Raw genomic sequence first — 19,194 nt, 5'->3', positions numbered from 1 at the left:
TCCACTGCCCAACACTCGATCAATGCCCGTCGATAAAGCGGATAACCATCGGTTGTACCGGAGCGGCGGTGGTCGCGCTGTTTTGAAATCACGGCACTCGCCGCCGCCCGGTAAACCGTAACGTTATTTGTACTAAACCGACGCGTCTTTTCGTGCATCGGAATTGATGGTCACCGCGCACAACTCGTGATCTCAACTTTGATGGCGCTCCCTGATCAACTCCCACGACTGCTGACAACGCTGACTGACGCAACGGCCGAAAACTTGCCGCCCAGCTCCATGTCCGATAGGCTGACGGCTTGCCGGCCGCTAGTCCGACGACTGGTTCGGGCAAACAAATAACCATGTGATGCAACGGAGTCGGGCTTGCAAGGTTTCACCAATGGAAAGTCGTCTCTCCCGACCCGCTGATCACCAACGTTCCCCGACTGAATTGGTCACCGATCGCTTTGCCGACGATTCGATCGATGGAAACCGGGTTTCGCTTTCGCTGACTGTTGCGCGGTCGATGGTCGGCACGATAATCGCGGTGGACAATGCTGACGATTCACTTGCTCAAAAATGTGCGGTCGATGCGCACGATAATGGCCGGCGCCCGGAATGTTGCCAGCTCGATACGCGGCACAACATTGCGGCACTACGACGTTACGTGATTCCATTTCGCTAATGGCGCTCGGCGATGCTCCGGCGCTCGAAAACTTGCGCGGACAATTCGCGGCTGAACTTTGTGTCTCTGCGTCTTTGCGTGGTTCCTTTCGACCAATTTGCCGACGTTCGATGCGTTTGATATGATTGGTGACAATCGTTCCACATGGTCGCCGAATACCCGCTCCAAATGCGGGGAACCATGCGATGCACGGGAGCACGGCATACGGATTCTACAAATGGTGACCGCATGGGCCGTGCCTCCGTGATCGCCCCCGTTCTGCCAAATACTGACACGTTGTGAGGTTCAGAATGAGATGTCTTAGCTTCGCCCTTTCGCTGGCGCTCTACACGCTCACGCCCATTGTGGCTGCGCAACCCGCTCAGGATGCAACGTCGGAGTCGATCGCGCGGCGACAATTCAATCAGGTGTTCGTCAAAGTCATCATGCCGGTCACCGCGCGCACTCCGAAGCAGGATGGCCCCGTCGTCGAATCTTGGGTTGCAGAGCACCTCAAACAACTGGGCGAGTCCGAGTATTTCGCTGTCACAAACTGGGTGCCTATTTGTGACGGGCTGCTGGAGGACGATGAAGTCGACAATCGCGTTTGGGGTGGCAGCCTTGGAAATGCCTCCTTCTGCCCTGTCGGCGCAGACATTCCTGAACGCAAAGATGGCCGCGTGTTGGTGAGCGTTGCTGGCTGGGCACCAGTCGCTGGATATGAGGTGAGAGTCACGATGGCGGATGAAACAGGCAATCGAACAGTTGAGCCGGTGCTGTACCATTCACCCAGCGGAGAGAAAAAGCAAGTGCGGGGGGAGAAGCCGATGGCTTTTGTGGCCGTCCTGATTGGTCCGCCACATCGAGAGCGCGCCACGTCACACAGCAAGGACGAATAGGCAGAACCAAGCGTTGGACGCGGAGCCGCCGATCGCGTCGTTCCTGAAGTCAATGTTGATTGGCGGCGGCCCGGTCAACGCCGCCGTTATCCGACTGAAGAACTTGTATTCATGACACTGTATCTCGGCGTAGACGTTGCCGGTGCCAACAACACGTGGGCCGCCGTCCTATCTGACGAAGACGGCTCGCTTGCGTTCCGGCTTCCGCCACACTCAACCTCGCTGCCGGAAATTGTCTCATTCGCAGATTCAAACGATGTCAGTGCGGTTGCAATCGACGCACAATTGACTGTCTCACTCTCTGACCTGACGGGGTTCCGCTCATCCGACATGGAGCTTCGTGCATTGCTTCCAGATGCAAATCGCAACTGGGTAGCGTCCGTCAATTCTCTCATGGCGGTTCCGGTCCGAGGGCAAATGCTTGCTGTTTCGTTATCGACTACAGTACCAACCGTAATCGAAACCCATCCACGAGCCTGCCTCCACTTTGCTTGTGGCCCGTCGTTCGACGATGCCATCATGAATTACAAACGTGAACCCGGCGCGGCGGATTGTGTGTCGCGACTTTGGGATTCTTGGTCGCAGTCGTTTGGCATCTCTGGTTCACTACCCGAATTGTCGGACGGTGCTTTGGATGCTGCCGTCTGTGCAACGATCGCGTATCTATGCCACACTGGTCCAAGTCGCCTGTACCGACTCAGGCATCACAATGCTGATCGGACCGGTCACGGTCCTTTCGTTGTGCTTGCGCCCGAATTGAAGCCAACTGACGGATAACAATGCCGTGCACCGGAGCGGCGTCAGCGCGTTTTCTGATGGTTAAGTTTACTCTCGCCGCCCGGTGACGGCGGACGTTCTGCGATTGAGGCCAAACCGATGATGATCGTCAAACTCGCGACATGAGAAAAGCAGGAATCTTCTTCCTCGGATTCGGGTGTGGTGCCGCTGCATTGCTACTCCTCCTCACGGTACATGCTTCTCGATTCACACCGCCGACACCAATCCTCAAACGGGCGGATGCAATCACAGTGTTCCTTCACCCATGGAGCGGTTACCGAGCCGCGACCAACAAGCCTGTGACTATTCCCGCGGACTATCAGGACGCCGTGTTTCGACGAATTGTTCCCGAAACCTACTACGGCGACATCAATGAGCACATCACGCCGATTATCGCGCACGTGACCGTCACCCATCCCGACGAAACGCAAACTCATGTACTGGTGCGAGAGGGAGGCAAAAACCCTGCCATCGTTTCAGTTGACGGTGTAAACTATTTCTACGCCAAAAATGAATCAGATGTCTATGCTGGTGCCACTGAATTCGTCAGTTTGGTGTCCGAGATTTATCACCAGCGGCAAACTCAACCTACGACTGAGAAAGACGCAGAACCATGACATCCACCGAAGGACGCGAGCCGAGCGGTTTGGCAATGGTTGAGTCTTTCGCGCGTCCTCGGTGATGTCCGCCGTTATCCGACTCACGTACTCCAATGCACGACGCAATCGACGACCTCTACGCGACGTTTGCCCACTGTCGAATCGGCGACGATTTCACGGGCTGCGATTGCTGCGTCGGCCCCGAACATTCAGCGAGACTCGGTGCTCCACCACTCCGCGAGTTGACCTACGAGGAACTCGAACGCTATTCCCGTAAGGCCATATCAACATGGGGCAACGTTCGTCACTTCAAGCATTTTCTGCCACGCCTGCTGGAATTATCAATCGAGCATCGTGACGACTTTCTCGATCTCGCCGTGGTATTCGGCAAACTCAAATACGGGCAATTTGATTCGTGGCCCCAACGCGAACGAGACGCTGTAAATCGATTCTTCGACGAATACTGGGAATATCAACTGGACGATCCCATCATTGGTGCATTCGAGGACTCGATTGATACCGTTCTTTGCTCAATATCAAACGCCCTTTCGTCTGTCCAACGATTTCTCGATGTTTGGATCGCGAAGCGTACTGACAACGCCAAGCGACACCTTGCGGCCTTCATCCTGAACAATGATGACACCCTGCTGAAAAAGGGACGCCTTTCGAACGCCTTCTGGGACACGACGGGACAACCGCACACCGAAGTGGTAAACTGGCTACAGGCAGATGCTGTTTATCGATTCTTTGATGGACCCGACGATCCAGTACTTATTGACGATTTCGCGTACGCATGGCCGCAACTAATGGCGATCCGGTCGGCACTGACCGCGACGCAAACATGACGCCACATGTCGGATAACCACGCAATGCACCCGAGTCGCGAAGTCGGGCGTTTTGACAATGGAAAATTGCTCGTCGCGACCGGGTGATTGCCAACGTTCCCCGACTGAAAAGTGCTTGCACGTTCGCTCTATTGTCTCGCCGCATTGCTATCGCTGAGCCTCGTCGGCGTCGTGTGGCATTGCATGACCGATTCCGCGTTTCGCTATCGAGTACTCGGCGACGAACACGCGCTGCTACCTGCAATCGCACTATACGTTGACAATGGCGATTCGCTCGGACAGGTACGCCAAACGCTCGGTGATGGTACACCTGGTTCTCATACAAAGGCTCAGGCATGGACTGACATTCAGATCCAACGCCGAGATCGTGATGGATTCACTGACCGGTACCCGGACGATATATTGCCGACCGACACATTTGTGGCCTATTCTGGATTCCCGACCCAATTCGTGATCCAGTTCCGCGATGATCGGGTGGTCAATCTCCCGAAGGCGTGGCTGGCGGAAACCTACTCGCAAAACGGCGGGGAACCATGACATGCACGGGAGGACGGCTTGCGCGGTTTTTGAAGTGGAGAGTCTTTCGTCCGTCCCCCGTGATGTCTACCGTTATCGGAATGACTCCTCAGGTGTTTGGAGTGTTCGCTTGCACCAGCGATTGCTGCAACGCTCGATTGACAATTTGTCGTTCGGCTTTTGTATTGACTGATCGGTAAATCAATCGCCTCGATCCTCCGTTGGCGACTTTCGCGACCCAAACCGCGCGCATGCCTAACTTGTGTTCGCTGTTGGCGTTTGTTGATGGCACCGCAACGTTTTTGATCCTTCGGTAACGGACAACACGCCCTGCCGGAAGGCAACACTCGTTCACTTGCCGGCCCGGCCAATGCTCAATTTCTTGCGGCACGAACCAACGCCCGCTACACTGTGGTGACGGGGTTTCCGCTGCCCAGAACCCGATCAACGCTCGTCAATAAAAACCGATAACCATCGGTTGTACCGGAGCGGCGGTGGTCACGTCCTGTCGAAATCACGGCCTTCGCCGCCGCCCGGTAAACCGTAACGTTATTTGTACTAAACCGACGCGTCTTTTGGTGCATCGTAACCGATGGCCTCGGCGCACAACTCGCTATCCCAACGCTTGATGGCGCGCCGTGATCGACTCGTGCGACTGCCGACCCGCTGGCGAACGCAGCGCCCGAAAATTTGTCGGCCGACTCCATGCCCGGTAGGCTGACGGCTTGCCGGCCGCTAGTCCGACGACTGGTTCGGGCAAACAAATAACCATGTGATTCAACGGAGTCGGGCATGCAAGATTTCACCAATGGACAGTCAACTCTCCCGACCCGCTGATCACCGCCGTTATCTGGACGACACACCCGCAGATTCGATCATCTTCTGGACGGCTTCCAATCGTTCGTTCAAAAACATGTTCCACGTCATGAGCCCCGGCTGCCTGTCTTTCAGCAACGCAAGCAACTTCTCAACTTCGGCCTGTAATTCATCAAGGTTCATCGCACTAACTCCAAAACCCGCCAGATAACAATGCCGTGCAACGGAGCGGCGGTGGCTCGCGTCTTGGCAAATCAATGTCTTCTCCCGCCGCCCGCTGACGGCCAGCGTTCGCCGAATGACTTCCCTCAGTTGATAGAGAGCCATTCACGTTGCCCATTCAAGTACGACATTACGAGCCCAGCGATCGCGATGACGTGATATCGCTATGGGATGACGTTTTCCCGGACTCAACCGGACACAATGATCCTGCGGCATCGATCCAACGCAAATACGACGCGGATGACGGCCTCTTCTTTGTAGCCGAGTTGGACGCGACCGTAATTGGAACGGTCGTGGCGGGCTACGACGGGCATCGAGGGTGGATCTACTCACTTGCGGTGACTCCTACGCAACAGCGACGCGGTATCGGCTCGACGCTGATTCGGCACGCGGAACAAGCACTCAGCAACCTTGACTGTCCCAAAATCCAACCTTCAGGTCCGTTCACAAAACGACGCGGTCGTGGCCTTTTACGGTTCACTGGGATACGATACTGAGCAACGCATCAGCATGGGGAAACGCTTGGCGTCCCACGCGAAAAGCGGCGAACCATCCGATGCACCCGAGTCGCGGTAGCGGGGCGTTTTGAAGTGGTTGATCAACCGCCGCGACCGGGTGATCGGTAACGTTCGCCAACTGATTGAATGAATCCTTTCGCTCCGACTAACGTTTCGTCTGACTTACCCGGCGCGCTTTCGCGTTGGAGATTTCTCCCAGCTGCGATCTGCTTGCTCATTGCCGTGTTCTTCGTTGATTCTGCAACGCGACACTACTGTGAAAGACAACATTCGCGGCAAACGTATGCGAGCGGGATGGGATGACGCCGTCCTGGATGGCATTTACGCCGGATTTAACCGCACTTGAACGTGCGATTGCCCTGGGTCCGGAAGCAATTTCGGACGGTTTGAGCAATACGCTGTGTCAAGCCGAAGTGAAAACGTTCACGCCCTATTTCCGCAACACCGCCAACCCAGGGCCAAACGTGCCGCCCAACGCCGACTATCTGGCATTGTTTGCAGGCGGCGCGCAGTTCAAGTTGGGGCCAGGACAGAACGACAATGCCGGGCACACAGAGTGGTGTGACAGCCCGGTACATGAAAGCGGATTCACAACCGTGTTTGCACCTAACCCAAAAGTGCCTTACGTGCATTCAGACGGTATCACCTATGATATCGACTACAACTCGCGGTACGAGGGAACGAGCATGACCGAGCCGACTTATGCGGCTGTGACTGCTCGAAGTTATCACCTCGGTATGGTGCATACATTGTGGATGGATGGCTCCGTGCACACGACCACAGACAGTGTGGATTTAAGTGTTTGGCGAGCGTTGGGTACTCGCAACGGTCACGAAGTTCTGTCTTCGGAATAGACCGTGAGTGAGCCAAAATTAGCTTTCGTTTAGAAAACGCGAAGCGGCAAATTTCGTTGCTAGTATTGCCGATGTCGATAGGGAACTCTCTGTGGGTTCAAGTCGACATGAGGCCTTCGGGTCAAGTGAGAGTTTCTGTCCACGGCGTGGACAGGCTCTGAGCGACTAGTCGCGGCAGTCGGAATCAACCGGATGGGGTGAATTCATCGAATGCCAATGGCATCGCACATTTGGGCTTGAAGACGGCGACAGGCATGTTGATTGCCTAGCCAGATACATCACTTTGCCCCAGTCATATCCGGAGTCGATCATGAGTCACGCTCGCAACCGTAAATCTATCCGCCGAGGCCGCTCTTTGAGAATGGAATCGTTAGAGTGTCGCAATTTGCTAGCTGGCGATGGGTTTCACAACTTTCTCGATCCGGCCGACGTGAACAACGACGATGCCGTTTCGGCACTCGATGCGCTAACGATTATCAATAGCCTGAATCGTAACGCTGTTTTTGGTGAGGAAGTTGTATCGCATTCGGACAGCTACTGGGACGTTAACGACGACGGCTATGCTTCGGCGGTTGACGCTTTGATGGTTATCAATCAGCTCGGTAGTGACTCCGTAAACCCTGGCGGCGAACTTGAAGCCAAAATGTTGGGCGTCGCTGGGGAGCGAGTCAAAGTCGAATTCGAAAACGAAGGGCAAGGCCGTAAGCTTGAAGTCAAAATTCAAAACGCATCGCCACTGACGGCATATGAGATTTCGGTTGAAGGCGTGTCGCTAGGTAGCGTTTCGACGGATGCGAATGGGCGCGGGCGAATTGAGTTCGGTGAATCGAGTTTAAGTGGTCAGCAGTTGCCGGCTGTTGTTGCCGGGGGCACCGTGACGGTTTCAGGAATCGGAACGAGTGTGTTTCTCAGCAACGGTGAACCTCAAGATCAAGACGATGCTGATGATGGCAACGGAATTGAAAACAGTCAGAAAGGAATTGACGACCGCGATGACGATGCGACGGGAGACTTCGACGACGGCAGGAACGACGTCGACGACTCAGATGCGAACGGTTCGGGAAATGTGAACGCCGTTGACGATCTCAATGACGGTGTCCGCGATGTTGATGACATCGGAGTCGGCGATCTTGAAGATGGTGTGAACGACGAAAAAGGTTTTGATGATGTCGACGGAGTTCGGGACGACGGAGTGCATCTTGCTGACGATGGTATCAATGACGATCAGGTGCCTTCCAATGGTCCGGTCGTTGCCGGTTCGCAGTACGGTAAGTGGCGAACGATTCTCAGTGGCGTTGGAACAGGGACTGTGGAGTTCGAACGCGACAATCGAGAATCGGATTTTGAAGTGAAAGCAAGCGGCCTAGCTGCCAATGCATCCCTAGCCGTTTCGATTGATGGAACGGTGGTAGGGCAACTACGCACCAACAGTCGCGGGCAAGGCAAGTTGGAGTTTGAAGTTGGTGACGACGATGGTCGCCCCTTTCCTGCGAGCTTCCCAAGCATCGCAGCAGGTTCGACTATTAGGATTGGTAGCAGCCTGACGGGAACTTTTGCGTTGGTATCCAGCGGGCACGATCGTGACAGCGATGACGATCGAGATGAAAGTCGTGACCACGATGGCCGTGACCACGATGACGACGATTGAGCCGTTTGTTTGCTCGTGTTTGATGAAATAACCACCAAGAGGAGAATGTGATGAGTCGAAAGCAAACAATCATGCGTTGTCGTGGAATGCAGATCGAAACCTTAGAGCGTCGAAATCTTCTGGCGTTCGGGCTAAGGTCATTGCTCGCGTCGAATTTGACAGATGTGGACAGGGTTGCTTCCCAATCTGTGCCAGCCGAAGTTGCGCTTTCGGTTGCTGCCTATTCCGCACCGGTCTCAACAAATGCGGCGGTATTCTCAAGCCCCGTTGTCATTGATATTGCCGAGTCGGCGACTTCGATCTCTTCTCTAGCACAGACGGCGCCTGTTGCCGCGACGTTTGGTAATTCGCCTGAGGAACCGATCAATGAAGATGAGTTGGTCATCGAAACTGTTGCCGACAACATTTCCATTTTATCCGGTGAACCCAAGCGTTTGAGTTTGCGAACGATGTTCTTGGCAGTTGGCTCGCCAAATACCACGTACACGCTGGAAATCGGTGGCGTGTCGATGGGGCAGGTAACGACGGACGCAACAGGTAGCCTGTCCGCGGAACTGACACCGGTCGCGGTGCCTCCCCTGTCATCGCCAGTCGTTAGCGATGTCGCTGGCAGCAAAGTTAGCGATGTCGAAACGCAAGTTAGCGGTGATAGGAACACGAATGGCTTGGGAATCAGCGAGTCAAGCGTAAGCAACTTCGCTGCTGGTGACTCCGGAACATTCTCGGAGCCCAGGGACAGTTCGTTAGTTGATTTCGATCAAAATGAATCGAACGACAATTCCATCGATGACATGTTCGGCGATATTGGCAATTCTGAAGACGACTCAAGCGACACGCTTCATGTAAAAGACGATCACGATGACATTATCGCGACGATTGTGAATAGCGAATCCGGTCTTGAAATTAATTCGTCTAGTCACAACAGCGTCAGTGAATTCTTGAGCAACCTCGATGACGAGACGTCAAGCCACGATGCGATGAACGACTATTCGGATGACTCATTGAATGAGAATGCGACGGATACTGATGGCCGTCCTCCCGCAAGCGTCAGTTCGATCTCGATACTCTCGCAAACTACTACGTCGTCTATGGTTTCCTTCAACGACGATTCACAACCGAGCGAAGTGGAGTCGGGCGACAGTAGCCATGACGACGATGTCGTCGAGTTAGGTAACGAAGATCATTTCAGCGATGGTGAAAGCGAGCTGAATGACGCTCAGTACGACAGTATAGAACTGAATCGCGATAGCAGTGATGATTGTACCGAAGATCGTGATGACTTTGTCGTTGGTGTTTCTGGCGATTCCGCAAGCGTGAGCCTAACAAATACTAACGATCGCCTTTCGGAAAGCGTTAGCTCGGCTTCAGGCGACTCACCAAGCACTGCGTCACAAGATGGTTCGTCAGACAGCAGCGATCATGGAATCCTCGGCTACGACGATTCACAGATGCATGAGTTGGAATCGATTGATAGCAGCTCTAATGAAAATGATGCCGAGTCATTTGATGAAGGATACGCCGAAAACGATTGCGATGATTCGTTCGACCGTAACCTCGATGGTTCCAATGAGAACGAAAGCCACGATGATGGCGAACGCAATGTTAGCGAAGACTACCACGATAATGACTTCGTGAGTGTTCCTGCAGTAACGACATCCATAGTTTCACCAACTGAGAATCAGGACTTTGATTCTGGGGCGACGTCAAACAGTTCCGTCGTTCCTGCCATGCCTGTCGTCACTCTTCAGCAGAATGGCGAGTGGTCGGGACGCCTTATCGGTTCCGGCTATGGCAAGATTGAGTTTGAACGCGAACGCGGTGAGACCGAGTTTGAGGCCGAGATTCTTGGCGTTGCAGCATATGCCACCTATCCGGTTTCCGTCGGCGGGGTCGTGGTCGGACAAATCGTCACTGATGGTCGTGGACGCGGCAAGTTGAGGTTCGAGATCGGCGACGATCACTATCGACCGTTTCCAACGAATTTCCCCACGATTGCGGATGAAGTCGGTGTTCAGATCGGCGATGTCCTTAGTGGTGCTTTTGGACAGCACTCTGGATACGACGTCCATCACCACGATGACGATCACGACGATTGATTGCCAAGCACAACCAAGTATTGATGAGTCAACAGAAAAGATTGGTTGAATCACATCATGTCACAGCCACTAGGACGCCAACAGTTCCGCTCTGTCGCAATTGGTCAAATGTTTTGTATGGACTCAATTGATTTTCAGAAACTCGATTGCTCGGCAGCCGTACTGATATTGAGTAGCGAAGACGGGACGCTAGAACCGATCAGGGCTATTCGTGTTGTTGCCGATGCGTGGAGCGATGTAATTGGATCGCCCAGTGAATATCGCCAAAGGGGTATCCACCAAAGTTATGCTGTGCCCAATACGAGGCAGCCACCGGATTGCGAAGTCCAAGGATGCTTGTGTGCTCGCAAGAGTTCGGTGAAATCGGTGAACCCTGATTGGGATGCCAACTTGACAAAGTCTTCTTTCGACAGAATCGGGGCCTTTATTAAGGTTGAGTTGACCAGCGAAGATGAGTGACCCTGAAATCATCATCGCAGTTGCGACCGGCGTAATTCTTTACACCAGTGGCATTCTGGTGTGTGTATCGCTGCTGGAAACACTTGCGGATGACACGAAATTCGCTTGTTGGTTATGGACGTTGGGCTTGTGGCTTTCGCTGGTCTTTCCCATCGTCTTGGTGCTGATTCCGTCGGCTCGAATTGAATTTGCAAAGGGACCAGGATTTCTGAATTCTGTTGCCGAGCAAAATGGGATTGATATCGTGCTGCTATCAGTTTGGGGGATTGGCACATCGATCGTTGCAGCCTTGCGTCTCAGTGCTCGATGCTTGCTCAGTCGTTGGATACGTTCAACGTGTTGCGACCTGGCTGACGACGAGCTTACGCAGATAGGTAGAATCGTTCCAGAGTTGTCAGTGGCGACACGCATTGTTGCAACTAACGCGTCCATCGGCCCGTTCTGTTACAGCCAAGGTCAATGCACCATTGTTCTTCCTTGCTATTTGCTGAACGAATCAGACCAAGTTATTCGCCACACTATTTTGCACGAAATTGCTCACTTTCAGCACGAACATCCGCGACAGCTTCGCCTTCAGAATCTTTGCACCGCGGTTTATTGGTTTCATCCTGTCGTATGGTGGGCTGCTCGAAGAGCGGACTTGGCACGCGAGTACCTTTGCGATGAAGTGGTCGTGCGGTCGGAAGGCGATGTTGCGAATTATCTTCGGTCGCTGGCTACTGTCGCGCAACGTAGCACCGAAAGAGATCGACAAGAGGACGGTCTTGGAATTTCCCGCCGTAGCAGCTTGGTGCGTCGAAGCAAACGACTGGTTCAGCTGGCTGGGCGAAACAATGAATCGGAGAATCCTTGGCGGAAGTATGCAGCTCTAATTGTCTTGGTCATACTCGTCGCCGCGATCACTATTTGGGCTTACTTGGCACTCATCAAACGGTCGCTCGGCTCTGTCAATCAAAAAGGAAGTTGCCGAGGCGAGTTTTCATTTGAAATGGATCAAAACAGGATCCGGTTTGTTCGTTAAACAGAACATCGTTGAAGCTTGATTTGAAGAGCACTGTTCGATTTTGACCTCGCCCCATTAATAGTCAATCAAGGCTGTGTTGCCTTTCCTTCTGTGGCGCGATTTTTCGGTATTAGTCATTCGCACGTACTAGCGATGTCACCAACCTTAACTCGAAAATTCAGGCGGCATTTTGCTGTTCCTTACGGATGCTACAAGCTGATTTGCTGTCGGAAATCTTTCCTCAATGAGGTTAGCTGGTTTAAAAGTATTCGAGAGCATGCACCAAAATCAGCCACTGGTGATCCAATTCCGTGGATGAATTATTCGGTCGTTGAGCTGATCGCTGAAAGGTTTGTTAAATCATTTAACGTTTTTGAATATGGCAGTGGTTATTCAACACGTTTCTTTGCCAAGCTTGCTCGGTTAGTGATATCGGTCGAGTACGATCTCGCTTGACACGACCAAGTTTCTGCTTCGATTCCCGACAATGCACAAGTCGTATTTCAGCCATTCGATGGATCGGATCGATACGCTTCTACGATAAAGAGATTCAACCGTGAATTTTACGTCGTGGTCGTTGATGGACAGGACCGGGTCCGCTGCATGAGAAACGCAATTGAAAAACTTTCTTCTTCGGGAGTGCTAGTTCTTGATGACTCAAATCGAACAGGATACCTGCCCGCTTTTGAACTTATGAGTGCGGCAAACTTCTGATCTCTCTCGATTGCCGGGCTCAAACCGGGCAGCGCCTCTCGGCACCAAACTACGATTTTTTATCGCGATCTAAACTGCTTTGGGCTGTAGCGAAAGCACATCCGCGAATCAGGCGCTGGACATGGGGCAACACGGAAATCTTGGGTTGCTTAATTACTGCGTGTTTAGTAATTGTCGGTTTTGGGACTGTCTGCAACGCTTTCGTCGACAAACACTGCTGCGGTGAAGATTCCTGAATCGAGAATGCTGCGCGCAGGCGAATGACGGAAGCTGCGGCGACATGACCGAGCTTCGAACCCAAGACAGACTCTTTCCGCTACACCTCAAACTCCTAACGTTTTCGTAGATTGGACTGCAAGGATGCAAGTTTCATCAAATGACATGGCCGTAGAAGCCATTCCGTCAGTGGAGGCGGAGATTTCCAGTGTCAGCCTGATTCTTCCAGCTTGGAATGAAGCAGACGCAATTAATGGGGCCATCGAGGAAGCCGATGCGGCACTTCGTCAGATCAGCGACGAATATGAAATCATCGTTGTCGACGACGGTAGCAGAGATGCGACAGCGGACTTAGTTCGAAACATTGCTGTAGAAAATCCGGCGGTCCGGCTCATCAGCCATGGGCAGAATCTCGGCTATGGGGCAGCTCTGCGAAACGGGTTCGCTGCGGCAACGAAAAACCTTGTGGTTTTCACCGACGCCGATCGTCAGTTTGACTTGGCTGAACTTGATCGTTTCGCGTTGCTATCCAAACGGTATGACATTGTTTGCGGTTATCGAATTGATCGAAAGGACAGCTTTTTGCGTTGTCTTTACTCGCGAGTTTACAACCACTTGGTGCGTCTGCTTCTGGGGACAAAGGTTCGTGATATCGACTGCGCAATGAAGATGTTTCGCCGTGAGGTTGTTCAAGACTTGACGATCTCGACCGACGGCTTTCTCGTTAACTCAGAGCTGCTAACGCAAGCGAATCAAAAGCAGTATTCAATCGTCGAGGTAGGGGTGACTCACCGGCCCCGTGTCGATGGACACAGCACAGTTTCAGCATCACATATCCCTAGGGTCTTGAAGAGTCTTGTCCGGTACTGGTGGAACACCATTCAGTTTCCTTCTCAGGGTGGGCAAAACGGACGCAGCGGTATAGCCAAAAGTAGCAAAGAACCGAAGTGGATCGGTTGGGCTCAAAGAGCGTTAATCCTGTTTGCCGCGATTTTCCTCTTCGCCAACCTTGGCTACCCGCTGATTGATCGGGACGAGACGCGATACGCAGAGATTTCACGAGAAATGCTGGTGACGAATAACTGGGCACTTCCCCAGCTCAACTTTGAGCCTTACTACGATAAACCACCTTTACTGTATTGGCTGTGCGCGGCTAGCTACAAAATGTTCGGAATCAGCGAGTGGTCCGCGCGGCTGGTGCCCGCAATCGCCGCATTTTTAACGCTTTTGTCAACGCTCTGGTTTGGAAGTCGATTGTTCGGCAGGACAGCGGGAGTGATCAGTGCGACTGTTTTGTTGTTGTCTGCTGGATTCGCTTTTACAAGCCGCTATTTGCTGATCGATGGAGTGCTAACGTTTTTAGTTTCGCTTTCGCTCTTCACTGCCTATGAGTCGATCCTGGGCAAAAGCGTCAAACTGCACTGGTGGATGGCATCGGCCGTTTGTTGTGGATTGGCTTGTATGGCGAAGGGGCCGTTGTCGTTGATCCTGCTACTGCCGCCAGTGTTTGCTTTTGCGTGGTTGTCTGACTCGTGTGCAAAGCCTCGCTGGTGGCACTACGCGCTGACGTTTGCAACCGTGGGGATCATTACAGCGCCATGGTTAGTTGCTGTCACGCTACAGGACTCGAACTTTGTGCTTGACTTTCTGTACCGACACAACCTCAAGCGATTCTCTGGGGAGTTTCATGCTCGACCTTTTTGGTTCTTCGTTCCTGTGCTAATGGTTGCAGGTCATCCTTGGTCGTTCTTGACGATCCCGTACACGAAGTTCCTTTTTTCACGCCAGGAAATAAGCCGTGCCACTCGCTCGCCCGCGTTGGGGTTCTTGTTGCTGTGGAGCGGTTGGTGTTTTGTGTTTTTCTCGCTCGCGAAGTGCAAGCTACCGACTTATTTGCTTCCCGCGTCTCCAGCACTGGCGCTAATGATCGGGCACTATTTGAACAATGCGTTAAGTGATACTCGTCACATGAATCGATACTGGTTCGCACGGTTTTGGTCTGCCCGGTCAGCAACCGCAACCACTTGTTTTGCCGGAGTCGGCTTCGTCATCTTCGCTTTGTACGAAGGGTTTGAAAGTTCGTACTCGTTGTACCTCTGGGCGATGCTTTGGACGACGCTTTTGGTAAGTTCGTTATTGATGTTAAGCGATCGGCACCAAGGCAAACTTGCGTGGGCATCATCCGCTGGAATAACGACACTATTCGTGGTGATGGTAATGCATCAAATGGTGCCAATGTATAGTCGGTCCCAGACAATCCTCGGCGTCGGTTCACCACTCGCAAAGGCAGTCGGCGTGTTGGCGGAGCATCCCGTTGTGACGATTTCGCATGAATTTTCGGAAATACCATTCTACTTACAGCGTTCCGATGTGATTCACCTGCGGTCTGCTGACGCGCGGCGTTTGCAGTCGCTCGTCGAATCACGCGGGGCGGTGACAGTCATCCTCGACAAGCATCTGTCGCCGGAACAATTGGCTAAAGAACTGCCAGGGTATCTAGCTGTCAGGACTGGAATGCAACGAGGCCCTGCAACCTTTGTTCGTCTATCTTCGATCGATCCACCGCAGCGGATTGCAAGCTCCAAAGAACGCGGAAGAGATTAAGCGAGTTTGGTATGATGGAACCACGAAATCTCGGTCCATTCGGGTTTTTCTGTGGGTAGAGTAACATTCTAAGCGAAGAAGAATGCGATAGTACGAGACCGGATTTTGCAAGCAGATTTTGCGTCTTCTGGCACCAGTGGTTGTTTCAGATTTGAAGCTTGATACGGCGATGTTAAAGGTTGCATCTTTAGCGACATGATTATCTGTGTACGGCATCACTTAAAGGCAATCAGCCAATCTTGCACAAGAGACTGAAAGCTTTTTTCTTGAAGCACTTGGAAAGTGGTACACGGTTACCGAGCGAAAAACTGGTGTTGGTGAATTTGCGGTGAATCGACCAGGATTTGCGGGTATGGATATTACCAAGATCACTACCGATTCCCTCAATTGCAAGTTGTTGCTTGAACAGCAATAGGCGATCGACAACATGCTCGTCAAACAGATCGAGAAACTGACCGCTCGGGTAGAAATAGTCGGGCGTGAAGCAAAGCGTCAAGGGGTTCCGTTCCGCAAGAAGCTCAAAGCCGATCCGAAGAAGCCTGGACGCAAGAGCTGCGACGGTCACGGCAAGCACCATCGTCGAGCGGTGCCTCAGCAGATCGACGAAACCTACCATGTTCCCCTGCCGGCATGCTGCCCCGACTGTGGGCACGACGAACTGACCTAGGTCGACGCGCTCGTCTAGATTTAAACCGATATGTTTCGCGAAAACGGTTCGCCTCGGCGGTTCGCGATCACTAGGGCATCGAGAACAGTCTTCACCGGCAGTTGGATGTAACGTTTGGGGAAGACCAAAGACGAGTCCCGCAAAGGTCACGCTGACGAAAACTTCAGTACGCTTCGCGGGACAGCCCTGAGTTTGCTCAAGCAAGGAAAAACGGCCAAGTGCGGAGTGAAGGGAAAGCGATTGAGATCTGGCTGGGACTGCGCTTGCTTAGCAAAAGTTGTGTTCGCAGCATGACGTATGGTGCAATTGCACGATCTGGATCGGCAATGGTCAGGCTGTGAGTCGTCGAAGAGCTATGTTCGTTTAACTTTCAACTGAGGCTTAGGTCTAGGTCTCGGTATCGATGTCGTGAAGCTTATAGATCAACGCTCGTCGGCTTATGCCTAGTTTTTTCGCAGCCTGAGTTCGATTTCCATCGCATTCTTCGAGTGTTGATAGAATCGTTGCTCTTTCAACCTGCGACAAGCGTCCAGTGTCGGCTAGTTCGGCCGTTGCATCGGAAGCCATATTTGCAGGCAGATGCTCCGGTAGAATCACATCGCCTTGGCAAAGCAAGCATGCACGCTGAATCGCGTTTCGTAGCTCGCGAACATTCCCAGTCCATGAATGTGTCAGGATCGCTTGAGACGCCTGCGGCGACATTCGCACTTGCTGGTTTGCGAATTGATTCGCGAAATGCCTTGCCAGCGGAATGATGTCCTCGCGACGTTCGGCTAGCGATGGAATAATCAGCTCGACGACGTTCAGTCGATAAAAAAGATCTTCACGAAAGCGGCCTCCTTTAACTTCATCCATCAGATTGCGGTTGGTGGCGGCGATCAGTCGCGTGTCGACATCGACGTGCCGATCTGAACCGACCGGTGTGACTTGGTTTGTTTCTAACGCACGCAACAATTTTGGCTGCATCTCCAGCGGCATCTCGCCAATCTCATCCAGAAACAAGCTGCCGCCACTGGCGGTCCGAAACAAACCTTTTCTATCTTCTGAGGCACCGGTAAATGCACCCTTCACGTGACCAAACAGTTCGCTTTCGATGAGCGTTGCCGATAGTCCCGCGCAATTCGTGGTCACGATTGGATGTGATGCTCGGGAACTCCAACGGTGAATCAGTTGCGCGATCAACTCCTTTCCGGTGCCGCTTGGCCCTTGGATCAGGATGGGAGCATCCGACGGCGCGACGACGGAGACTGTCTGGACCAATTGACGCATCGCCCGGCTTCTGTAGATGAAATTCGCAGGCAGCTCGGGCAACACAACCTCGTCTTCCGCATCGTGCGAAGTTGGGATGGCGAGGGCATCGTAGACGGCGATTTTCAATTCCTCGAGGTCGATCGGCTTTGACAGATAGTCGTCGGCTCCACTTTTGACCGCGGCGACTGCTTGCCGAACATCTGCGTACGCTGTGATAAGTACAACGGGAACGGTCGGCAATCGTTCCCGAATCTTCGGCAGTGCCTCGATACCACTCATCTTTGGCAGACGCACATCCAGCAAAATCATGTCGGTCGAATGCTGGTCGAGTAAATCGAGCATCCCTTCGGCGGATTCCGCTTCGACGATTGTGAAGCCAAAGGCAGCGAAGAAGCCACCGATCAGCTTTCGCTGTGACGGCTCGTCATCGACGATCATAAGAGTGCGCTTGGCGGATTTGGCTTTCACGATGTGAGCTTGGACTACTTAAAGAGAAAGTAAAGGCTTGCGCTACATTTAACTCGCATCGCGATGGATTCCGTCAATCCAAAAGACACTGCCGGCTGGTCTACCGGCGTGGTAGCCGACTTCCCACCCGTGTGCGACAGCGATGCGTCGAACAATCGACAGTCCAAGACCAGTTCCACCGGGGCGGCGCGTGACGTAGGGTTCAAACAGTGATTCAACGATATCTTCCGGCACCCCAGGACCTTGGTCGGCAATTTCCAAGCGAAGGTTGCCGCGACGTTCATCGCACATCGTGATTGTAATCGAGCTGTCGCGTGGCGCCAGGGTGATGGCGTTTTGAAGTAGGTTGAACAGCAGTTGTCTCAGTTGGTCCCGGTCCGCGCGAATCGTGACCGGATGATCGAGTCGAATCATTGCCAACTTCAAGCCACCGGCATCCAAGTCTGATTGCAGCAGCGTGTGTAATTCCTGGATAACGTCCTCGACAACCACCGACTCAATGTTGACTTCCGCCTGCCTTGCGAACGCCAGGAATTGATTGATGCGCGCGGTCACTCGGTCGCATTCTTCCATTACTGCTTCGGCTTGCTCTTGTTGGTCGTCGCTCGGCAACCCTGCTTTTACGAGCCGCTGTGTCCAACCTCGAATCAGTCCCAATGGGTTGCGAGTTTCATGCGCCAGCCCTGCGGCCGCTTGCCCCAATTCACGAAGATGTCTTGTTTCAGTCTGTAAGACTCGGGTCGTTCCTTCAGCTTGGGCAAGTCTCACGGTGAAATGCCAAAACGCGCCCGCAGCGATGAGAAGCAGAGTTCCCAATGCAACGATTAGAAGGCGGTTTCTGGCCTCGCGAAAGACCTGAGCCATCATTCCAGTGCGATCGAGCACGACCGTAACATGAAAATCAACAGACTCGGACGCGTCTTTGTAATCAGCCGCTTCTCCGTGCATTGGAGCGCTGTTTTGCATCGTGAACCCACTGACGACTTGAAGCGTGTCGTCGCGTGTGTGTTCGCCAATGGGTAGTGCGAGGTTGATTTGTTCTTTGTCGCCAGCAAAAAAGACTTTGTCGGAGCCATCCTTCACCACGACAGCAATCGCAACCACATTTTTGGATCTGGCAAGGATTTCAAGGGTCGACGGCAATTGCTGCTGAACGAAGGGGCCGAACCACCGATGTGATTGAACCCCGCTGCTGACGGCGCTGGATAAAGACTCGGCTTGTGACGAGAGCGACTCGTGGATCAACTCACATTGGTGTAGATGTTCGGTCCGCTGCCACGCGGCAAATACGATCCAGAGGACGAAAAGAATAGCGACTCCAACAGTCCGTTGTTTCGGCATGCGACTGAGTTTCGATTCCGGCATCGTTTGTTTTG

General features: G+C 53.0%; 17 protein-coding genes and 1 pseudogene. 14 read left to right on the top strand and 4 right to left on the bottom strand.

What is annotated here, in order from left to right; genetic code table 11:
• Positions 1-382 precede the first annotated feature (382 nt).
• From Poly59_RS14310 to Poly59_RS14285, 6 genes are all read left to right on the top strand, one after another.
• Positions 383-667 (top strand): hypothetical protein, encoded by a 285-nt coding sequence (locus tag Poly59_RS14310; protein WP_146534783.1) that lies wholly within the window; start codon positions 383-385, stop codon positions 665-667.
• A gap of 290 nt (positions 668-957) precedes the next feature.
• Positions 958-1,545 carry a hypothetical protein gene (locus tag Poly59_RS14305; RefSeq protein ID WP_146534782.1) on the top strand — a complete coding sequence of 196 codons (588 nt, stop codon included), beginning with the start codon at positions 958-960 and terminating at the stop codon, positions 1,543-1,545.
• 111 nt (positions 1,546-1,656) lie between these two features.
• Positions 1,657-2,322, top strand: a complete 666-nt coding sequence (locus Poly59_RS14300; protein ID WP_146534781.1) for a DUF429 domain-containing protein — start codon at positions 1,657-1,659, stop codon at positions 2,320-2,322.
• 251 nt (positions 2,323-2,573) lie between these two features.
• Complete coding sequence (locus tag Poly59_RS14295) at positions 2,574-2,939, top strand: hypothetical protein (protein ID WP_146534780.1); 366 nt, start codon at positions 2,574-2,576, stop codon at positions 2,937-2,939.
• 95 nt (positions 2,940-3,034) lie between these two features.
• Positions 3,035-3,766: a hypothetical protein gene (locus tag Poly59_RS14290; RefSeq protein WP_146534779.1), complete on the top strand. Its 732-nt coding sequence runs from the start codon at positions 3,035-3,037 to the stop codon at positions 3,764-3,766.
• A 111-nt stretch (positions 3,767-3,877) separates the two neighbouring features.
• Entirely contained in the window at positions 3,878-4,303 is a 426-nt protein-coding gene (locus Poly59_RS14285; RefSeq protein WP_146534778.1) for a hypothetical protein, read from the top strand.
• A gap of 383 nt (positions 4,304-4,686) precedes the next feature.
• Here Poly59_RS14285 and Poly59_RS14280 read toward each other — a convergent pair whose 3' ends face one another.
• Positions 4,687-5,076 (bottom strand): hypothetical protein, encoded by a 390-nt coding sequence (locus Poly59_RS14280; protein ID WP_146534777.1) that lies wholly within the window; start codon positions 5,074-5,076, stop codon positions 4,687-4,689.
• 52 nt (positions 5,077-5,128) lie between these two features.
• Positions 5,129-5,281: a hypothetical protein gene (locus Poly59_RS29505; protein ID WP_186776250.1), complete on the bottom strand. Its 153-nt coding sequence runs from the start codon at positions 5,279-5,281 to the stop codon at positions 5,129-5,131.
• Between the two features lie 149 nt (positions 5,282-5,430).
• On the opposite strand from Poly59_RS29505, the gene Poly59_RS14275 reads away from it, so the two are divergent.
• The 8 genes and pseudogenes from Poly59_RS14275 to Poly59_RS30165 form a co-directional block, all read left to right on the top strand.
• Entirely contained in the window at positions 5,431-5,817 is a 387-nt protein-coding gene (locus Poly59_RS14275) for a GNAT family acetyltransferase (protein ID WP_246151656.1), read from the top strand.
• A 320-nt stretch (positions 5,818-6,137) separates the two neighbouring features.
• Entirely contained in the window at positions 6,138-6,692 is a 555-nt protein-coding gene (locus Poly59_RS14270) for a DUF1559 family PulG-like putative transporter (RefSeq protein ID WP_146534776.1), read from the top strand.
• Between the two features lie 310 nt (positions 6,693-7,002).
• Positions 7,003-8,340, top strand: coding sequence for a dockerin type I domain-containing protein (locus Poly59_RS14265; RefSeq protein ID WP_146534775.1), 1,338 nt, complete (start codon positions 7,003-7,005; stop codon positions 8,338-8,340).
• A gap of 50 nt (positions 8,341-8,390) precedes the next feature.
• On the top strand, positions 8,391-10,436 hold the full coding sequence (locus Poly59_RS14260) for a hypothetical protein (RefSeq protein ID WP_146534774.1): 2,046 nt from the start codon (positions 8,391-8,393) through the stop codon (positions 10,434-10,436).
• Positions 10,437-10,887: 451 nt separating this feature from the next.
• Positions 10,888-11,916, top strand: coding sequence for a M56 family metallopeptidase (locus Poly59_RS14255; RefSeq protein ID WP_146534773.1), 1,029 nt, complete (start codon positions 10,888-10,890; stop codon positions 11,914-11,916).
• Between the two features lie 1,056 nt (positions 11,917-12,972).
• On the top strand, positions 12,973-15,432 hold the full coding sequence (locus tag Poly59_RS14250) for a glycosyltransferase (RefSeq protein WP_246151655.1): 2,460 nt from the start codon (positions 12,973-12,975) through the stop codon (positions 15,430-15,432).
• 427 nt (positions 15,433-15,859) lie between these two features.
• A complete protein-coding gene (locus Poly59_RS30670) occupies positions 15,860-16,099 on the top strand; it encodes a hypothetical protein (protein ID WP_390621476.1) in 240 nt (79 codons plus the stop codon).
• A gap of 74 nt (positions 16,100-16,173) precedes the next feature.
• Positions 16,174-16,393 (top strand): annotated as a pseudogene (locus tag Poly59_RS30165) (transposase); the annotation flags it as partial.
• Between the two features lie 93 nt (positions 16,394-16,486).
• Here the strand turns inward: Poly59_RS30165 and Poly59_RS14240 are convergent.
• On the bottom strand, positions 16,487-17,818 hold the full coding sequence (locus Poly59_RS14240) for a sigma-54-dependent transcriptional regulator (protein ID WP_222436105.1): 1,332 nt from the start codon (positions 17,816-17,818) through the stop codon (positions 16,487-16,489).
• 48 nt (positions 17,819-17,866) lie between these two features.
• Entirely contained in the window at positions 17,867-19,183 is a 1,317-nt protein-coding gene (locus Poly59_RS14235; protein WP_146534772.1) for a sensor histidine kinase, read from the bottom strand.
• Positions 19,184-19,194: the final 11 nt, after the last annotated feature.

The organism is Rubripirellula reticaptiva (assembly GCF_007860175.1).
In the GTDB taxonomy this organism is placed as follows: domain Bacteria; phylum Planctomycetota; class Planctomycetia; order Pirellulales; family Pirellulaceae; genus Rubripirellula; species Rubripirellula reticaptiva.
This window is presented reverse-complemented; position numbering and strand designations above follow the sequence as displayed.